Below are 20293 nucleotides of genomic sequence, written 5' to 3'. Positions count from 1 at the left end.
GGATTTAATTTAAGAGCATAAGTATTATGAAAATATTTAAAAGATCTACCTTATTGCTTGTACTGCTGTTTAGTTTAATAGCAGGATGCGATAATAGCGAATGGCTCTCCCAGGATCCGGAGACTATTATAACCGAAGATCAGGTTTGGAACGACCCCGAACTGATTCGCGGTGTATTGTCAAACTATTATGATCGCCTGCCCCGCTTTCATTCCCTGACTGACGGACAGGGCGGCGGTTGGACAGAGTTCGCCCTGATGACCGATGCCATGTGGTCGGGCCAGGAAAACAATGATGACTTACTCAATATCGAAACCTTTGGCACCGACTGGTGGAGTCTCTGGGATTACGATTTGATTTATGACATCAACAAAGCGATCGAAAATATCGACCAGTTTTCTACCGGTTTGACCGAGCAGCAGCGAGGACAATTTAAGGCAGAATTCCGGTTCGTTCGGGCTTGGGTCTATTTTCAGATGGTCAAACGGATGGGGGGCGTGCCATTGGTCACCTCTACGATGGAATATAATCCTGAAAACGCATCTGAATTTCATATACCAAGAAGTACAGAAGCCGAGATATATGATTTTATAGCCAGTGAGCTTGATGCCATCAAAGATAGCTTAGGACATAATGCCGGAAGCCAGACCCGGGCCAATAAATACACGGCACTTGGGCTTAAAAGCCGTGCGATGCTTTATGCTGGGTCTGTTGCTTATCATAATAGCCAAATGTCGAATCCTATTACACTGGAGAATGAGAACGGAGGCCGCATCGTAGGTATTCAGGGAGCAAAAGCTGAGGAGTACTATCAAAAGGCGTTAGATGCCGCCGAGGAGGTTATTCAGAATAGTCCTTACTCTTTGCATAATGCAACACCTGGTGATCCCGGGCAGAATTTCTATCAGGCCGTTACGGTTAAAGATGGAAATAATGAGGTGATGTTTGCTGAAGACTTTCTTGCTTCAGCTGATCGCCGGCACTTTTTTACCTATGAAAACATCGCCCGACCGGTGCGGGAAGATAATTTAAGTTCTTCATCCATTACACCTGGCCTCGGATTGGTGGAAGCCTATCCCTACACTGACGGTCGTTCCGGAGAGTTACAGACCCAGGATGGAAGTGGAGATTACATCTATTACGATAATGCAGGGGATCTCTTTGAAGGAAAAGACGGTCGTTTAGATGGCACCGTAATTGTTCCTGGAGAAAGTTTCCGCGGGCAGGATATCCCGATGCAGGCGGGTGTTAAAATCTGGAACGGCTCTTCATATGAAACGATGGAGGGTAGTTCCCTTGGGTCACAGTTCAGCGGAACCGAAAGTGGTCCTGAAGTTGACTGGGCCCTAACGGCAAGCGGAGGTCCTCACCGGACTATCCAGAATATCAGTAGTTCTGGCTTTTATCTGCGTAAATTTGTTGATAATACGACGGGCGCCAGTACGCGTGGTGACCAGAGTGATACCTGGTGGGTACGCATGCGTCTTTCTGAGATGTATCTGAATGCTGCTGAGGCAACCTATCAGCTTAGTGAGCTTGGGGGCGGGGCAACGGCGGCCGAGGCTGCTGATTATATTAATGTACTTCGTGAGCGTGCCGGTTTTGAAGAGTCGGGACTGCTCAGTGCAGCTACCATTGATTTTGAGACGATCATGAACGAACGCCGTATTGAACTGGCTTTTGAAGGGCACCGCCTGTGGGATCTTATAAGGTGGAGGCAAGCCCATGTCGTTTGGGACGGCGATGACAGCAACCCTACAGCGAATGTTGCAGCCCTTTTCCCCTATCGTGTCTACCGGCCGGGATCACCCATGCACGGAAAGTATGTATTTGACAAAATTGGACCGCAAGCGCCCAGCTTTGTCAATGCACGATGGTTCCAGATGGGAAACTACTACGCACGTATTCCGGATGGCGCTATCAACAACAATCCGGAGCTGATACGGAATCCATTCCACTAATAGAACTTTGCTAATAAAATTACTGAACTATGAAGTATTCAACGTATATAACATCATTAGTTTTTGGGGCATTACTTGCCACCGTTGCCGGTTGTGGTATTACCGAATACGATAACTACGATAAGCCTCAATCGACCTTAGAGGGGGCTGTAGTCCACGAAGGTGATACCATTCGGGTACGTAACGGAGCCGTACAACTGGAGATTTGGGAAGAGGGATATAAGGATTATGAAAAGATACCTCTCAGAGTGAACCAGGACGGTTCGTTTTCTTCCACACTTTTTGGAGGTACCTATAAATTAACCGAGCTGATTGGCGATGGACCGTGGGTTCCCAGTTCGGATACCACCGAATTCGAAATCAGTGGTAACAAGCAAATGAACTTCCAGGTAGAACCTTATTATAAAATAACCAGTGAGAATATCGGGTTACAGGGCAATTCGATTGTAGCTGATTTTGACCTGGAAGAGGTCAATACCTCACAGCCCATTACATTTGTGACCTTATTTATTGGGACCGGGAAGTTCACCAGTATTCAGAATAACTCATTTTTCTGGAATCACCTCCAGGAAGAGATCGAAATAAATACGAATGGTTCCAATACGATGGATATAACCTTATCTCAATTGCCCGAAGAGTTATCAAACCGGGATTATGTGTATGCCCGCATCTGTGTGGAAATTGAGGGTAAGGAAGATGCCTTGTACTCTAAGTCTTATAAGCTGCAACTATAATAGCATAGTGTCTATTAAGGTCGGGGGCTATCGACAAGTTTAGCCTCCGGCTTATTAAATAAATGACTTAACATGAAGTTCTCAGTCTCTATTCTTCTTCTTTTTGGGATGCTTGGCTTTGTTGTGGCTTGCTCTGACAGCACCGGTGTCAATGGTGGGGACGACGCTAACGAAGAGCAAGAACAGGAAGAGGAGAGCCCGTTCGATGGTCCGGAATATGCGGATGATTACACGCCCTTATCATCCTGGTCGAATCGCTCGGAGTGGAATCTGGCCAATGTTCACGATCCCACTGTTATAAAAGATGGCGAGTACTACTATATGTATCAGACGAATGCCTCTTACGGTAACGTTCATGCAGGGCACGGAAATTATCCCTACCGCCGGTCTAAGGATTTAGTGAACTGGGAATACCAGGGCGCCGCTTTTTCGGAGGTACAACCGTGGATCAAAGATACCTTAAATAGCATGAGGGCTGAGATGGATCCACCCTTGCCGCCCATCGAAGATCCCAATTATGGATTTTGGGCGCCGCATGTTACCAAAATAAATGGAAGGTACCGCCTATACTACAGTGTAGTCGTTACAAACCCTATAGTAGGTTCCGACCCTAATACCTCATGGACCGAGCGAGCGTTTATTGGGCTCGCAGAATCTTCGGATTTGTCATCCGATAATTGGGAAGACAAAGGCATGGTCATTAGTTCGGTAGCTGACGGTAAGGAAACCTACGATCGCCAGGGCAGCTCGGACTGGAGTGCATACTTTAAATATAATGCCATTGATCCCTCATATGTGGTTACACCCGAAGGCGAGCATTGGCTCGTCTATGGATCGTGGCACTCAGGCATTGCTGCTGTAGAAGTTGATCCGGAGACCGGAAAACCTTTGAAATTAAACGGCTTGGAGGATTACGGAACCCGGATAGCAGGGCGAGGGAATGTGAACACTAACCGGTGGCAAGGACTCGAAGCACCCGAAATTATCTATAACGAAGAAACGGGCTATTACTACCTGTTTTTGGCTTATGATGAACTATCGGTTGCCTATAATACCCGGGTGGCCCGGTCCAAAAATATAACCGGTCCCTATTACGGTATCGATGGCAAAAATGTAACCGAAGGAGCAGAAGCCTGGCCGATGATTACCCATCCGTATGCCTTTGATGAACATTACGGCTGGGTAGGCTTCGCGCACGGCTCGGTGTTCCAAGATCCGGATAGCGGTGAGTGGTTTTATTCATCCCAAGCACGGTTACCGAAAAATGTAGGGGGTATCACTGCTTCTAATGCAGTAATGATGGGCCATGTGCGTGAGCTTTACTGGACCGAGGACGGCTGGCCTGTGGTAGCTCCCGAACGGTATGCCGCGGTGCCAAATGAGCCCATAACCGAAGAGGAAATAACAGGTAGATGGGAAGAAATTACGTTGAGATATCGATATCAACAAATACAGACTTCTTATGAGGTCCTCTTTAACGAAGATCACACGCTCGGTGGTGCCTTGGAGGGGAGCTGGTCGTTTGATGAATCAACGCAAACGCTGACGGTTAATGACAAAGAGTTAGGTGTAGACTACGCCTGGGATTGGGAAGACATACCCAGGAAAATAACCATAACGTATGCCGGGTTGACGCCTTCAGGACGTTCGATATGGGGCAAGAAAACAAGTGATTAAGTAACGATGAATCTTATAATGATACTTAATTTGGATTACTAACTGAAAGAATACTAAGGATTTGTTATTCTCTGGTTAGCATTACACAAATAACTTAATCTTAGTAACAGGAAAACATCATTATGACACAATTATTAACGATCGACCAAAATATCAGTTATGCCGGGTGGGTGATCACGGCATTGAGTATACTCATCGCCTTGGCAATCGGGGGTTGTGCCAGTAACGATACTGAAAGTGGACAGCAGCAAAAACAGGCACAAGAACAAAGCAATACCATAAGTATAAGCGAAGAATCTTTTGGAACGCTTGAAGATAGTCGGGACGTCAAGCTTTATACCTTGACTAACGGTAACAATATGAAAGTCCAAATCACGAACTTTGGTGGTATCGTAACGTCCATCAAAACACCCGATAATGAAGGGAATATGGATAATATAGCCCTGGGTTTCGACTCTCTGGACAAATATTTAAGCGGACATCCTAATTTCGGGGCTCTCATCGGGCGATATGGAAATCGCATTGCGGATGGTGAATTTGAGCTGAATGGGACCACTTATAAGCTGGCTAAAAATGATGGCAACAATCATTTGCATGGCGGTGAGGTAGGCTTCGATGACGTTCTTTGGGATGCTTCAATTACGCCCGATAGTACCCTGCAACTGACGTACGTAAGTGAGGATATGGAAGAAGGATATCCGGGTCAGCTGGATGTAACGGTCATTTATTCTCTGACCAATGACAACGAGTTGAAAATTGACTATGAGGCTACAACCACCGAAGCTACGCCCGTTAACCTTACGAACCACAGCTATTTTAACCTTTCGGGCAATGCTGATAGTACCATCTTGGACCACCAGGTGAAACTGAATGCTGATCAGTACACCCCCGTGGATGAGGAGTTAATTCCTACCGGTGAAATTGCTTCCGTAGAAGGAACGCCCTTTGACTTTAAAGAATTTCACAGCATTGGCGAGCGTATCGATCAGGTGGATGGCAGAGGATATGACCACAATTTCGTATTAAATCAACCCGACGATGGTTCCATGTTCCTTGCCGCTACCGTTTATTCTCCGGCAAGTGGACGTGAGATGAAAGTATATACTACAGAGCCTGGCGTTCAGTTTTACACCGGAAATTTCCTCGATGGATCGCTCCAAAATTCAGAAGGCATTCCATATGAGCAACACTCAGGATTTTGTCTCGAAACACAACATTTTCCCAACGCTCCAAACGAAGCTGATTTTCCATCAACCATATTAGAGCCCGGGGAAACCTACAGCACCTCAACCATTTATCAATTCTCAACCAGATAACTAAAAATTATGTCACAGTACAGCAGCGATACGTTTACTACGAAGAGGGTTTTATGCCTGGCATTTATCCTGGCTATTAGTAGCTGGATTCCACTACAGGCACAAAACACCATGGTCATCGATGCCGACCAGCCTCAGAATAAAATTAATGAGCATATCTATGGTCAGTTTTCTGAACATTTAGGCACCGGCGTTTACGGGGGACTCTGGGTTGGAGAGGATTCGGACATCCCCAATACCGATGGATTTCGTAACGACGTATTGAAAGCCCTCAGGGAACTGGAGATTCCCAACCTTCGCTGGCCCGGGGGCTGTTTTGCTGATGAATATAACTGGCGAGACGGAATCGGTCCCCGCGAGGATCGACCCGTACGCATAAACACGCATTGGGGGATGGTTGAAGAAAATAATGCCGTTGGAATCCACGGATTTATGCGACTTACGGAGCTGTTGGATACCGAACCTTATATATCTGCTAATGTAGGGAGTGGAACGCCTCGAGAGATGGCCAATTGGATTGAATACATGACCTACGACGGCAATAGTACGCTGGCTAATCTGCGCCGTGAAAACGGTCAGGATGAAGCCTGGGACGTCAAGTTCTGGGGGATTGGTAACGAAAGCTGGGGGTGCGGCGGCAGTATGAAAGCCGATTATTATTCTGACCTTTATCGTCGATACGCCACCTTTGCCAAGGATTACAGCGGGAATGACCTCTATAAAATTGCCAGTGGGTTTTCTGATGATAATTACGACTGGACTGAGACCGTGGTTAAAAATGCCGGCAATCATATGGATGCTATCTCCCTGCACTATTATACTCTTCCTAACGGCGATTGGGGAAATAAAGGACCTTCCCAGGATTTTGGAGAAGAAATGTATTTTTCGGGACTTCGACAGGGGCTTCGGTTAGATGAATTCGTGACCCGGCATTCTACCATTATGGATAAATACGATCCACAGAAACGAATTAACTTGGCGGTAGATGAATGGGGCGTTTGGACCGATCCGCTGCCCGGAAGCAATCCAGGGTTTCTGCAGCAACAGAACTCCATCCGGGATGCGTTGGTCGCTTCAACCTCACTTGATATTTTGAATAAGCACAGCGATCGTGTTCGTCTGGCTAATATTGCTCAGACGGTAAACGTACTGCAGGCCATGGTGCTTACAGAAGGTGAAAAAATGTTGAAAACGCCGACCTTTCATGTGTTTGAATTTTATACCGTCCATCATAATGCCATGTTATTACCCCTGGATTTACAGGTCGAAAATTATGAATTTGGAGATGAGAGTATCCCAGCTATTAGCGCCACCGCATCCAAGAATAGTGAGGGAGCAGTTCATGTAACGGCCACCAATCTTCATGCAACTCAATCGCAGGAAGTGACCGTCGACATCCGAGGACTAGAGGTTGGATCCGTTAGTAATGCCCGGGTTCTTACAGCAAATGAAGTAGATGCCATCAACACCTTTGATAACCCGGAGAGGGTGTCGCCCAAAGAGTTTAATAACTATACATTAGATGGAAATAACTTAACATTGCGCTTGCCGTCAAAATCCGTTATCGTTTTACAGATTAAATAAACGGTATATTTGAGCATGGCAGGTTAGTAAAATCTGCCATAGTTATAAAAAAGTATGTAGCATGCAAAATCATTATTTAAATAACGACCGAATACTTGTAGCACTCGATTGTATCATTTTTGGATTTGATCGACGAGGTTTAAAATTGCTTTTGATTAAGCGGGATTTTGAGCCAGAAAAAGGGAAATGGTCGCTTATGGGAGGTTTTTTAAAACGAGAAGAAAGCCTGGATGAGGCTGCAGATCGCATTCTGCATCAGCTTACAGGTTTGCAAAATGTTTATTTGGAGCAGCTATATGGATTTGGAGAAGTTGACCGGGATCCGGTAGAGCGAACCGTATCTATTGCCTATTACGCACTGATTAATATTCGCGAACACGATCGGGAACTATTGGAACAATATGGTGCCCGTTGGTTCTCGGTAGAAGACCTGCCAGACCTTATTTTCGATCATAATGAAATGGTACAGGCTGCTAAATCTCGTCTCAAATATCGGGCCTCTCATGAACCGGTTGGCTTTGAACTACTGCCCGAAAAGTTTACCATGCCTGAATTGCAGATTCTATATGAAGGGATCTATGAGACAGAGCTGGATAAGCGAAATTTCAGACGGAGAATATTATCGATGGATGTCCTGAAAAAGATGGATGAAAAACAGAAGAAATACTCCAAGAAAGGAGCTTATTTCTATAAATTTAACAAAGATAAATACCAGGCAAAGATAAATAACGGAGACAGCCTGGTTTTTAAGCCCATAAAACTTTAAGATAGGTTTTTGCATGCTTTTTCAAGGCAGGGATTTTTTTGCACAAAAATTTAAAGGGTAAAAAATACACTTTTTATTTCAAATGTTGTTTCATTTTTATTTATTGATAGACAGGAGCATAACAGAATAAATCTATGGCATCTAAGGAAAATTGTATCATAGGAGTTGATTATGGAACCGATTCCGTACGTTCGGTTCTTGTAAATGCAGAGGGAAAAACCCAAGCCGAGGCCGTCTATAATTACGCCCGCTGGGCAGAGGGTAAATTTTGTGATTCCACAAAAAATCAATTTCGTCATCATCCGCTCGATTATCTTGAGGGTCTGGAGCAGACCTTGAAGGAGGTCCTTACAGAGGTCCCCGATAGTATGGCGCAAAACGTACGAGGCATTTCGATAGATACTACCGGATCTACCCCGGTAGCTACGGATAAGGAAGGTACACCATTGGCACTGCACGATGAGTTTGCGGAGAATCCCAATGCTATGTTCATCCTGTGGAAAGATCATACCGCCGTAAAAGAGGCCGAAGAAATCACTAATTTCGCTAAAAGCTGGGACGGACCCGACTACACCAAATACGTGGGAGGCATTTATTCTTCCGAATGGTATTGGGCCAAGATGTTACATACCCTGCGTACCGATGATGAGATTCGTGATGCCGCCTACTCTTGGGTAGAGCTCTGCGACTGGATACCATACGAATTGGCTGGCGGAACTGATGTTTACGAGATGAAACGCAGTCGCTGTGCAGCAGGTCACAAGGCCATGTGGAACGAGGAGTTTGATGGTCTGCCCAGTCAGGAATTTTTGACTGAGCTCGATCCTTTGCTTGCTGGCATTCGTGAGCGTCTATACAACAAAACCTATACGGCTGATGAAGCGGTGGGTACCATTTCTTCCAAATGGGCTGAAAAACTGGCCCTTCCTGAAGACGTGGTCATAGGCGTAGGCGCTTTTGACGCCCATATGGGGGCCGTTGGCGGTGAAATTGAACCCTATTATCTAAGCCGGGTCATGGGAACATCAACTTGTGATATCCTGGTTGCTCCCTATGAAGATGTGCAGGATAATTTAGTTGAAGGCATCTGTGGCCAGGTTGATGGATCGGTTATCCCTGGCTTGGTAGGACTTGAGGCCGGCCAGTCAGGGTTTGGCGATGTCTATGCCTGGTTTAAGGAAGTTATTCGAGAACCTGCTGCAGGCATCATTCGCAAAAGTGAACTGCTGCCGGATGAATCAAAAGAGGCATTAATCCAAGAGCTGAATGATAAGCTATTGGTAACCCTTTCTGAGCAGGCTGCTGCCATTGATGAAGTTGATACCGGCATCGTTGCTCTGGACTGGCTGAATGGGCGTCGTACTCCCGATGCCAACCAGTTGCTGAAAGGAGCCATTGAAGGACTGGATCTGGGCAGCGACGCGCCCCGTATCTTTAAAGCGCTGGTTGAGGCTACCTGTTTTGGTGCTCGTGCTATTGTTGAACGTTTTAGAGACGAAGGTATCCCAATTAAGGGAATTATTGGTCTGGGAGGCGTTGCCAAAAAATCGCCCTTTGTCATGCAGACGTTGGCGAATGTCTTGGATATGGAAATTAAGATAGCCCAGGCGGATCAATCCTGTGCCCGGGGAGCCGCTATGTTTGCTGCTACTGCGGCCGGTATTTTTGAGGATGTCAATGAGGCCATGGAAGCGATGGGCAGCGGCTTTGGTGAGATTTATGCGCCAGAACAAGAAAAAGTATCTGTCTATAATGAATTGTATCAACAATACACTTCTTTGGGTGCTTTTGTAGAGGAACGAGTTTAATAAAAGTAAAGTAGATTTAAAATGAGTGAGTTTAAAGAACTGAAACAGCAGGCGTATGAAGGCAATATGCGTCTACCCGAACTGGATTTGGTGCTGTTTACTTTTGGAAATGCCAGTGCCGTAGATCGGGAACGAGAAGTGTTTGCTATTAAGCCGAGTGGTGTACCTTATGCCGAATTAAAACCCGAAGACATTGTCATCGTTGATTTTGATGCCAATGTTGTGGAAGGCAATATGCGTCCTTCTTCCGACACGGAAACACATGCCGTGCTGTATAAACACTGGGAACATATCGGGGGCATTGTTCACACGCATTCCACTTACGGAACGGCCTGGGCACAGACCCAACAAGATATCCCTATTATGGGAACGACACACGCCGATCACTTGACTCAGGATATCCCCTGCGCCCCCCCTATGAGTGACGAGATGATTAAAGGCGACTATGAAGAACAGACGGGCTATCAAATTATTAATGATTTGGAAGACCGCGGATTTTCTTATGAGGAAGTGGAGATGATACTTGTCGGCAACCATGCCCCATTCACCTGGGGTAAAACCATAAAAAAGGCGGTTTACAATAGCGCCGTCTTAGAAGAAGTTGCTAAAATGGCATATCTGTCGCTCCAAATTCGGCCGGATGCCCCGCGCCTGAAAGATACGCTCATCCAGAAACACTGGGAGCGTAAACATGGTGACGGTGCCTACTATGGACAAGAAAATGATTAACTTTAATTTAGATTAAGATTTACTCAACAATGATTGACGATCGTAAGCCCCGGATAGGGCTCCTAGGAATCATGCAGGAGCTGTATGATGATGACATTCCAAATATTACCGAACACCAAGAAAAATATGCTCGTGAAGTATGTGATCAGCTTTCCGATGTAGCAGACTGGGAATTTCCACGGGCGGCCCGTAATCGCGATGACATCGAGGAGATTTTGGGAGACTTTAACCACCACGGGCTTGATGGCGTGATGATTGTCATGCTCACCTACGGTCCGGCTATGCGGACGGTACGTGCGCTGCAGAACAATAACTTGCCGTTGTTGTTAGCTAACATTCAGCCTGTACCCGAAGTTACCACGGACTGGGATATGGATGATCTGACGTACAATCAGGGCATTCACGGCGCGCAGGATATGGCCAATGCTATCCTACGCACATCGGGTGATAATTTTGAAGTTATTTCCGCCGATTGGAAAAGTGACGAATTCGAAGCTTATGTTGGCGACTGGGCCAGTGCTGCTCAGACAGCGGCTACATTGAAAGAGATGAAGATTGCTTCTATTGGTAAAATGCATGGCATGGGTGATACCTTGTCGGATGAGGCCGCATTCACCCGTATTGTGGGACCCGAAGTGAACCGCGAGTATATTGGGCAGATTTATCGCAATATGGAGGCCGTCTCGGATGAAGAAATAGAGACTCAAGTGGCTACCGAGAAAGAGCGTTTTGAGGTAGATGAGGATATGCCGGCCCAAAACCTGAACTATGCAGCCCGAATGTATCTGGGGTTTAAACAATTTTTAGAGGAAGGAAACTATTCTGGTTTCTCAGCGCATTTCGACACCTTCAAAGGCGATGGAAGGTTTGATCAGATTAACATGCTGGCGGCTTCGAACCTGATGGCCGAAGGCTATGGCTATGCGGCCGAAGGTGATACTAATACCGCAAGTATGGTGGCGGCAGCGCATGTGCTCGACGAAAATGCCCACTTTACTGAAATGTACGCCATGGATTTTAAACGTGGATCCATGCTAATGAGTCACATGGGCGAAGGGAACTGGAAAGTAGCGCGTAGCGATGAGCCGGTCCGCTTAGCCAATCGAGAGTTAGGCATTGGAGATCTGGACAATCCACCAACGACCGTATTCCGAACAGAACCCGGACCGGCAACCATTGCTTCAATTGTTCACCTTGTTGGCGATGAGTTTCGCTTAGTAGTCGCTCAGGGCGAGGTATTAGATTCACAAAAATATCCAACAATTGAAATGCCTTATTTTCACTTCAAGCCAGATTCTGGTCTTCGAGACTGTAACGACAACTGGCTTCGAGCCGGCGGAACGCACCATCAAACGCTGCTGATGGGCGACCAACGCAGAAAATGGCAGATGCTGTGCCGTATCCTCGATATTGAATATGTAGAGGTTTAGGTAAGGCTGACAAAATGAAAAGTTCTTCCTGTTGAATCCACGGTAATTTTGTATTTGTCTTTCGTCTATAATCTATTATCATTTATTGATTTGAGATTGAGAGGCCTCAGCCGGAAGGTTCAAATACTGAAGGTTGATAAATAAGTGGAGCAGCTTGGATAAAGCTATAACGGGATGGGCTGTTTTCATTTTTTGCCTGCAACATTTGTAACACTATCTAACATCTAATTTAAACAAACGCTTTTATGGGAACACTTGCAGTAGTGGACTGGGTGGTCATTGGGGGATACTTCCTGCTTATCGCAGGACTTGCCTGGTGGGTCATCAATCAGAAAACGGATACAACGGCCGATTACTTTTTGGCAGGTCGTCATTTGGGATGGATCATCGTAGGAACTTCAATATTTGCCTCGAATATCGGTTCGGAACACCTTGTGGGTTTAACCGGAACGGGGGCCACTGACGGGGTGGCTATGGCCCATTACGAGCTCCACGCCTGGTGTCTTTTGATACTGGGATGGGTAATGTTGCCATTTTATATACGCTCACAGGTATTTACCATGCCCGAGTTCTTGGAGAAGCGATTTTCACCTCTTGCACGAACGCTGTTATCCGGAATTTCGCTGGTGGCTTATGTACTTACTAAAATTGCGGTAGGTATTTTTGCTGGAGGAATCGTCTTTAGTGTTCTAATGCCCGAGCTTTCCTTCCTGGGAATGAACAGCTTCTGGATAGGTTCCATCTTAGTTATTCTTTTTACCGGGCTTTATACCGCTTTAGGTGGATTGCGCGCGGTCGCTTATACCGAAGCTGTGCAAACCGTAGTCCTTATTTTTGGATCTATTATGGTGCTCATCTACGGGCTCGACGCCGTAGGCGGCTGGGGGCGGCTCTATGAAATCGCCGGACCTGAAATGTTTGACCTGTGGAAACCCATTGTGCCAGAAGGCTACAATGCAACTTGGGCACCCGTTATAGGCGATGGACAGATGGCTTGGTATTTCAACAGCAACTATCCATGGCTGGGGATGTTATTTGCCGCTCCGATTGTGGGATTATGGTACTGGACAACTGACCAATACATCGTCCAGCGTGCATTGGGTGCTCCCAATGAAAAAGAAGGACGCCGTGGTACGATTGCAGCTGCTTTCCTGAAACTATTGCCTGTGTTTATTTTTATCATACCCGGTATTATCGCTTTTGCTATTGCTAAATCCGGTGAAGTAGCGATTCTTCAACAAGAATTAATGAACGCCCAGGGTGAAATCATTAATCAAAATGCGCAGGCCTCCTTCCCATTACTGGTAGCCCATATCTTGCCGGTAGGCGTACGGGGTATTGTTGTTGCCGGGCTTCTGGCTGCTCTGATGAGTTCTCTTGCTGGGGTGTTTAATGCATCTTCAACGCTGTTTACGATGGACTTTTACAGCAAGTTTAAGCCCGAGGCCTCGGAAGAGCATCTGGTATGGATGGGACGTCTGGCCACTGTAGTTATGGTTCTTATCGGCCTGCTGTGGATTCCTGTTATTCAGGGAAGCCGGGGCTTATATGATTACCTTCAGGGCGTTCAGGCCTATTTGGCTCCGCCTATATTTGTAGTCTTTTTCTTGGGAATTTTCTTTAAGCGGTTGAACAAGCAGGGTGCTTTATCAGCATTGTTTGTGGGACTGTTTTTGGGAATATTCCGTTTAGCCATCGACACCCCGGTGATGCTGGGCGATATGACCTATACCGAAGGCTCCTTTTTCTGGATTATAAATAACATTTTCTTCCAGTACTACAGCCTGTTTATCTTTCTGGTCTGTATTGCGGTCATGTTTGGAGTTAGTTATATGACGGCTCCACCCAGCTACGAAAAGATTTCCGGTCTAACCTACGGCACGCTAACCGAGGAAGATAAAGCCGCATCTCGCGCCAGCTGGAACTGGTTGGATGTGACGCTCTCGGTACTGTTGGTGGGCATCATCCTGTTTATTTATATTTATTTCAGCTGATTAGATAATTTTACGTAGCATTCCATTTCATGGCCTGCAGGATAGAATCTGTGGGCCTTTTTTATTATCAGAACTGATGCTATAATTGAGAATAAATTTCAAAAAATGAGAAAAATTTGAAGAACTCCTGAGTTTTTATAGATTAGTAAGGCCAAAAAGAATTGGATATATAATATCAATTTGATGGATCAGTAGGGTAGTAAATTAACTTCAGGGTTTCTTTTAATGGACTCTAATAAGGGAAAAATGGGAAATGGTGATGCCGTATGGGATAGGTTTGTCCAAGGGGATGAGTCCTGCTTTAGACGTCTTTTTAAAATTCATTTTGATTCAATGTATGGGTATGGCATTAAGCTATGTAGCCGTCCGGAGTTAGTCAGAGATTGCATCCAAGAGCTATTTAAAACCCTTTGGGAGAGAAGGGATGAATTAGAACACATTGAGTCTCCTAATGTGTATCTATTTGTTTCATTGAGAAGAAAAATTATCACAAGACAAAAAGCACAACGAAAATTAGATGGAGATCTGGAAGAAGTTGATGAAGGCAAATTTACTCAATTTGCCCGGGAAGAGATTATTATCAAAGACGAAGTAAAATTCCAACAGAAAGAAGAGCTCAAAAAAGCCCTAAATCAACTGTCTGATCGACAAAAGGAAGTAATCTTTCTTCATTTTTATAATGGGATGAGTTACAGAGAAATCGAGCAGATTCTCTCAATTAACCGACAATCGGTTCGTAATCATATCTACAGGGGTATGGAAACCCTCCGTTCGATTCTCGATACAGAGATTATGAAATTAGTGATATCACTATTAGTAACTTTCCTCTTATTTGTATAATCCGCTTATTTGTTTTGACTTAATCCGAAAGATCGTTAATACAACACTACTGTATAAATTAAAGACCATGGAAATGATCCCATCCGAGACCGGAGCGAGTCATGATTCTCAGCCGGCGACATTTTGGGGCTACCAGCTCTGCCAGTCCAGCGCCTGTGGGATGCGTCGTTCCCAAAAATGCAAGAGGTAGTTCTGTATTTAATCAATTTTGTTTTCACCTTTTGGCTTGACCCAAAAGGTTCGTAAAAGGTCAAGAAGAATTTAACTCCGCAGTGCTGTTATCATCTGTTACCGTTGATAGCGGTTTGCTGCCAGCACTTCGTCAAACAGAAATTCTTCCGGTGGGGCTTTGTCGCTTTTAAAAGAAAAGAATATTCCGGCCTAAATGAATTCTGCAGGGAAAGTGACCGAATCCGGAGCGTCGAAAATCATTTCTTGTCTGAGGACCAACGGGACGAGTTAAATGATTTTAGTGCAGGCGAAGCGAACGACAGTAGTAATATATTCAGCCGGTCGTTTTTGCTCCACTTTTGTCGATACAAAAGTGGTTGCCAAGGACCAAAAGGCAAAAAAATAACATTCATTATATCGATATAGTGATCTTTAGATTGGGTTAATAGTACTGTTTTTCGTTTGAAATGTCTTTTTATCTCCCCACAGAAGTTATTGATCAAAAGATATTTCAAAAAATTTGAGTACGCTGGAATTTTTTTGACTCTCCTTTAACGAATTGGAAGAAAATCATTAATTGTGAGCGATAAGTTGGACCCAAATAATTATACCGTTACTGATCTCATTCATGATCCGTCCTTTCGCCGAATGGTAAAAGGTACCGCCTCTACTGAAGAGGTCAACCAGTGGATTCTATGGATGGAAGCTAGTGATCAAAATAGAGAACGGGCCAAAGAAGCGGCTTCAGAAATTGCCGGATTTGGCTTCAATATACCTGGTAAGCCAGATGTAGAAAGGGAGTGGAACCGCCTTTATAAAGAGACCATCGGGAGAAAAGAGCAACGATTAAATACTAGAAATCCGGCTACCAGAGGTGCTTCATTGAAATGGATTTATAGGATTGCCGCGGTACTTGTTTTGGGAGTCTGTGTTGGGTATGCCACCTATATGTACTCTAATACCGATCAAATAACGGAAGTAGAACAGATTACCCAGGAACGAACAGTAAAAGCAGGTTCCGGAGAGCAAAAGACAGTAAAATTTTCGGATGGATCGAAGATCGTATTGAATAGTAATTCCAGCATCACGTATCAAGTCGGATTGCTCCACAATCAGACGGTCAAAGTGGTTTTAGAGGGGGAGGCCTACTTCGATGCAGAAAGTGACTCTTCCCAGAAACAACCGGTCTTTGCAGTACATACGCCCGATGGTATCATTCGGGATATTGGGACCGAATTTTTGGTGAAGGTAGAAGAAAATCGATCAAACGTAGTATTGCAAGAGGGTAAGGTAGAGGTAAATACAAAGAATAAGGGACCCAAGGATCAAAAAATTACTATGCAGAAAGGAGAGATGCTTGTGTTTGACAAGTCATCCTTAATATCCCAGACGAGAGTCAACGCAACCCTTTACACATCATGGGCGACGGGATACATGGAGTTTAGTGGGACTTCAATTCAAGAGTTCGCTGCTTTTATTGAGCAAAGATTTGAGGTAGACGTACGGATTACAAACTCCGAAGTTGCTTCCATAGCGCTTGATGGAGCCGTGTATTTTGAATCACTGTCGGGGCTCGTCCGAACAGTGTCAGATGTAACAAACGTACGGGTTTACCAGTCAAAAGATCTTCAAACGGTTTATATCGGAAATAAATGAACAGATGGTTATTGTTAAATGGGAAAATCAGATATGATTATGAAATTAGTTAAATATCGTTTTGTAAAAATGCTCTTTTTAATAGTCGGGATTTGCTTAATGAGTAGCTTTACTCAGGCTCAAACCTTGGGATCACTGCATTTATCTCCCGACAGAATACAGGCAAAGGAGTTGGTGATCGAAGAAGGGGTGGGCTTGGCAGAAGCAATTGAACGCCTTGAAGGTCAATTTAATGTGGTATTTTTATATAGAACTGATGTAATGGAGGACCAGAGGGTTGCTCATACGCTGGTATTGCCTAACAATGTAGAAAAGGCTTTGACAAGGCTATTGAAGGGCAAGCAGCTCGAGTTCAAATATTTGAATCCCAAAACCTATGGTATTTTTCCTGCTCAAAAAGTTCCGGAAGAAAAACAGCTTCCTGAAGCTGAGACGGTGAGTGGAACTGTTACCGATGCAGAATCAGGAGAAACACTCCCTGCTGTTAATGTATCTGTTAAAGGCACGACGTTTGGGGCCTCTACTGATGCAGAAGGGAGGTATGAGCTTGCAAATGTGCCTTCCCTGCAGGATACACTAATATTTTCGTTCATTGGTTATCAGACTCAAGAGGTCCCAATTAATGGTAGGAGAGAGATCAATATTTCGTTAACTCCGAAAGCCATTGCCGGCGAAGAAGTAGTTGTAGTGGGTTACGGGACGCAAAAAAAGGTGAATTTGACCGGCTCAGTTAGTTCGGTCGATTTTTCAGGTCAGGCAGAATCAAGGCCCATTACGAATGTTTCTTCAGCCTTATCAGGTCTCAGCTCGGGCGTTACAATTCGTCAAAGTGAAGGTAAGCCCGGTGAGGACGGTGCTTCCATAAGAATTCGGGGCTTGGGGACTCTAAACAACAACGATCCGCTTGTTATGATCGATGGAATGGAGGGGAACTTAGATGCAGTCAACCCGGATAATATTGAATCCATTTCTATACTTAAGGATGCTGCATCAGCCGCCATCTATGGATCCAGGGCAGCGAACGGCGTTATTCTTATTACTACCAAAACAGGCAACAAGGAGCAAACAACCGTTTCATATTCAGGAAATATATCTGTGTCATCTCCAACCAATTTGTTGGAATTTGTTTCAGATTACCCCAAGTATATGAAGCTCATCAATGAAAGTGCTCAAAACATTAGTATGCCAGCCCACTTTTCTTCTAATACTATTGAAGCATGGAAACAAGCCAATGCGAATCCAAGCAAGCTGAATGAAAATGGGGTTCCAAACTGGTTAGCGTATCCAAATACCAACTGGGCAACAGAAATGTATGAATCTAATATGGTTCAGAAGCACACAATATCCGTTAATGGTGGGAGTAAAAATTCAAGGTATCTTCTATCGGCCGGATATTTGGATAATCCAGGGTTAGTGGAAAATACAGGAGCCAAACGATACAACATCCGATTTAATCTTGAGTCAAACATTACTGACTGGTTGGTTGCAGGCACACGTACCTATGCTTTGCAGCAAGATAAAGAGCTCGGCAATTATGACAGTATGCTTAATTTCATGCGACAGAGTACTCCCGGTTTAATCGGCAAACATAACGGAAAATATGGTTATCCGGAAGCACCAGAAGAAAGTGCGACGGCCAACAACCTCTACAGTTTTTTGAATGGTAATGAAGGGAGTGATCGGTTGTCACGTATCAATGCAACTATCTATTCAAAGATAAGCTTTCTTGAAGAATTATCTTGGGATTTTAACTTTAACTATTCCAGAAGATTCGATGAGTATAACAGTCATACTAATGGTCAAGCCCAGGAAAAAATTAGATTCAGCACGGGTAAGGTTATGAGTCAGGCAACTCCTCCCGACCTGATGAGTACTTACTATCGAACCTATGCCAACGAAAGCTATACTCTTGAAAATATTTTGAGATACTCCACCCTGATTAATGAAAATCACGATATCGGTGCTTTAATGGGTTATAACGAAAGTTACTACTTCTCGTACGACCATAATGGACAAAAAAGAGGGCTCATTGACCAAAGTATTTCAACCTTGGGGGCAGCAACAGATATGTTGTCAATAGGTGGAAATGCCAGAGATTATGCCATTCGTTCCTGGTTCGGTAGAGCAAACTATGCATATAAACAAAAGTATCTTTTTGAGGCTAACTTCCGTTATGATGGGTCATCTAGGTTTAACTCCGATAATCGTTGGGGCGTGTTTCCTTCCTTTTCTGCTGGCTGGCGGCTTTCAGAAGAAGGCTTTATACAGGATTTATTACCAGGCTTTGACAATATTAAATTGAGAGGGTCCTGGGGACAGCTGGGGAACAACGCTTCAGGAAACTACGATTATCAAGCAGTTTATGGTGGTGTAGGCTATTCTTTTGGTGGAAACCAGGTTGCGGGACTACGTCCGACAAAAATTGCCAACCCTTTCTTAAGGTGGGAAACAACAACGATGACAAACGCTGGACTGGATATAGCCGCAATTGAATCCAAACTTACAGCAGAGTTCGATGTATACAACAAAGTAACTGATGGCATTTTAACCGTGCCACCAATTAATTTGACTACAGGGTTAATTGGCGCCCCTACCAGAAATACTGCTGAGGTCACCAATAAAGGAGTTGAACTGAACCTTGGCTGGAGAGATCAGATTGGTGAAGTATCCTACTCTATTTCAGGAAATATAGCCTTCAATAATAATGAAGTTACTAAGTATAAAGGTAAATTGGTTGAAGGGTGGCTTACAAATGAAGGAGGTGATGAGATCTATGAAACTAATTTGGGCGACGTTTCAAGTGGTGGAATGACTCGTATTCTGGAAGAACATAAAATCAATGAATACTATTTGCTCGATCCTTATCAAGGAAGCGGAAATCACTTCCATGCAGATGGGTCCGTAAATCCAGATGGTGGTCCTACTGATGGTATAGTCCGTACAGAAGAAGATATGGAGTGGCTAAAGGCCATGGTAGCAAATGGGAATACCTTTCTGCCAAATCAAAGTGTGGCGGAAGAAGGAATATGGTATGGCGATTACATATATGCGGACCATAATAATGATGGGGTCTATGGTAACGCATATGACCGCAATTTCATGGGGTCTTCCAGCATGCCAAAATATACCTTTGGTGTCAATATGAGAGCCAGCTGGAAAAACTTTGACATGAGTATGGTTTGGTCAGGCCAGGCCGGATTTGATCTATACTGGAATGAGAGTGGTTACAATCGTCCCAATACGAGGATTGGCTTTCAAGTTGGTAAAATTCTTGCTAATGATCATTACTACTACAACCCCGATGATCCTAATGATCCGAAGAATAATATTAATGCTACTTATCCTCGACTCAAACTAGATGAGGGTGATCCCCAAAACATACAAGCCAGTTCAGCTTGGTTATATGATGCTTCTTTCGTCAAACTTAGAAACCTTACTATTGGATACACACTGCCTGATAATATTGCAAGTAGGATAATGACGCGAAGAGTCAGGGTTTATTTTTCAGCAGAAAACCTATTGACCATAACATCTTTTCCGGGATTGGACCCCGAGATGGGAGCTAATACCAATTATCCTATCATGCGACAAGTTTCTCTTGGTATCAATATTAATTTTTAAAGAACT

The 20293-nt window shown here is 44.5% G+C and carries 13 protein-coding genes; all 13 read left to right on the top strand.

The window, feature by feature from the left end:
* Positions 1–26: 26 nt before the first annotated feature.
* The 13 genes from J6I44_RS04445 to J6I44_RS04385 all read left to right on the top strand — a co-directional run bounded on the left by J6I44_RS04445 (position 27) and on the right by J6I44_RS04385 (position 20287).
* Positions 27–1961 carry a RagB/SusD family nutrient uptake outer membrane protein gene (locus tag J6I44_RS04445; protein ID WP_265764787.1) on the top strand — a complete coding sequence of 645 codons (1935 nt, stop codon included), beginning with the start codon at positions 27–29 and terminating at the stop codon, positions 1959–1961.
* Between the two features lie 29 nt (positions 1962–1990).
* On the top strand, positions 1991–2695 hold the full coding sequence (locus J6I44_RS04440) for a DUF3823 domain-containing protein (protein WP_265764786.1): 705 nt from the start codon (positions 1991–1993) through the stop codon (positions 2693–2695).
* Between the two features lie 72 nt (positions 2696–2767).
* Positions 2768–4372 (top strand): arabinan endo-1,5-alpha-L-arabinosidase, encoded by a 1605-nt coding sequence (locus J6I44_RS04435; RefSeq protein WP_265764785.1) that lies wholly within the window; start codon positions 2768–2770, stop codon positions 4370–4372.
* Positions 4373–4494: 122 nt separating this feature from the next.
* Positions 4495–5688, top strand: a complete 1194-nt coding sequence (locus J6I44_RS04430) for an aldose epimerase family protein (protein WP_265764784.1) — start codon at positions 4495–4497, stop codon at positions 5686–5688.
* Between the two features lie 9 nt (positions 5689–5697).
* Positions 5698–7272 (top strand): alpha-N-arabinofuranosidase, encoded by a 1575-nt coding sequence (locus J6I44_RS04425; RefSeq protein ID WP_265764783.1) that lies wholly within the window; start codon positions 5698–5700, stop codon positions 7270–7272.
* A gap of 61 nt (positions 7273–7333) precedes the next feature.
* Entirely contained in the window at positions 7334–8038 is a 705-nt protein-coding gene (locus J6I44_RS04420) for an NUDIX hydrolase (RefSeq protein WP_265764782.1), read from the top strand.
* 134 nt (positions 8039–8172) lie between these two features.
* Complete coding sequence (locus J6I44_RS04415; protein ID WP_265764781.1) at positions 8173–9846, top strand: ribulokinase; 1674 nt, start codon at positions 8173–8175, stop codon at positions 9844–9846.
* A 21-nt stretch (positions 9847–9867) separates the two neighbouring features.
* Positions 9868–10575, top strand: a complete 708-nt coding sequence (locus J6I44_RS04410; RefSeq protein WP_265764780.1) for an L-ribulose-5-phosphate 4-epimerase — start codon at positions 9868–9870, stop codon at positions 10573–10575.
* Between the two features lie 29 nt (positions 10576–10604).
* Positions 10605–12005, top strand: coding sequence for an L-fucose/L-arabinose isomerase family protein (locus J6I44_RS04405; protein WP_265764778.1), 1401 nt, complete (start codon positions 10605–10607; stop codon positions 12003–12005).
* 245 nt (positions 12006–12250) lie between these two features.
* Positions 12251–13999, top strand: coding sequence for a sodium:solute symporter (locus tag J6I44_RS04400; protein ID WP_265764777.1), 1749 nt, complete (start codon positions 12251–12253; stop codon positions 13997–13999).
* 225 nt (positions 14000–14224) lie between these two features.
* The gene (locus tag J6I44_RS04395) at positions 14225–14839 is read left to right on the top strand and encodes an RNA polymerase sigma factor (RefSeq protein ID WP_265764776.1); all 615 of its coding nucleotides are present in this window, start codon (positions 14225–14227) and stop codon (positions 14837–14839) included.
* 750 nt (positions 14840–15589) lie between these two features.
* Entirely contained in the window at positions 15590–16666 is a 1077-nt protein-coding gene (locus J6I44_RS04390; RefSeq protein WP_265764775.1) for a FecR family protein, read from the top strand.
* 99 nt (positions 16667–16765) lie between these two features.
* Positions 16766–20287, top strand: a complete 3522-nt coding sequence (locus tag J6I44_RS04385) for a SusC/RagA family TonB-linked outer membrane protein (protein WP_265764774.1) — start codon at positions 16766–16768, stop codon at positions 20285–20287.
* Positions 20288–20293: the final 6 nt, after the last annotated feature.

The organism is Fodinibius salsisoli (assembly GCF_026229185.1).
Classification (GTDB): domain Bacteria; phylum Bacteroidota; class Rhodothermia; order Balneolales; family Balneolaceae; genus Fodinibius; species Fodinibius salsisoli.
The sequence above is the reverse complement of the archived record's forward strand: the minus strand, read 5'-3'. Positions and strand labels throughout refer to the sequence as shown.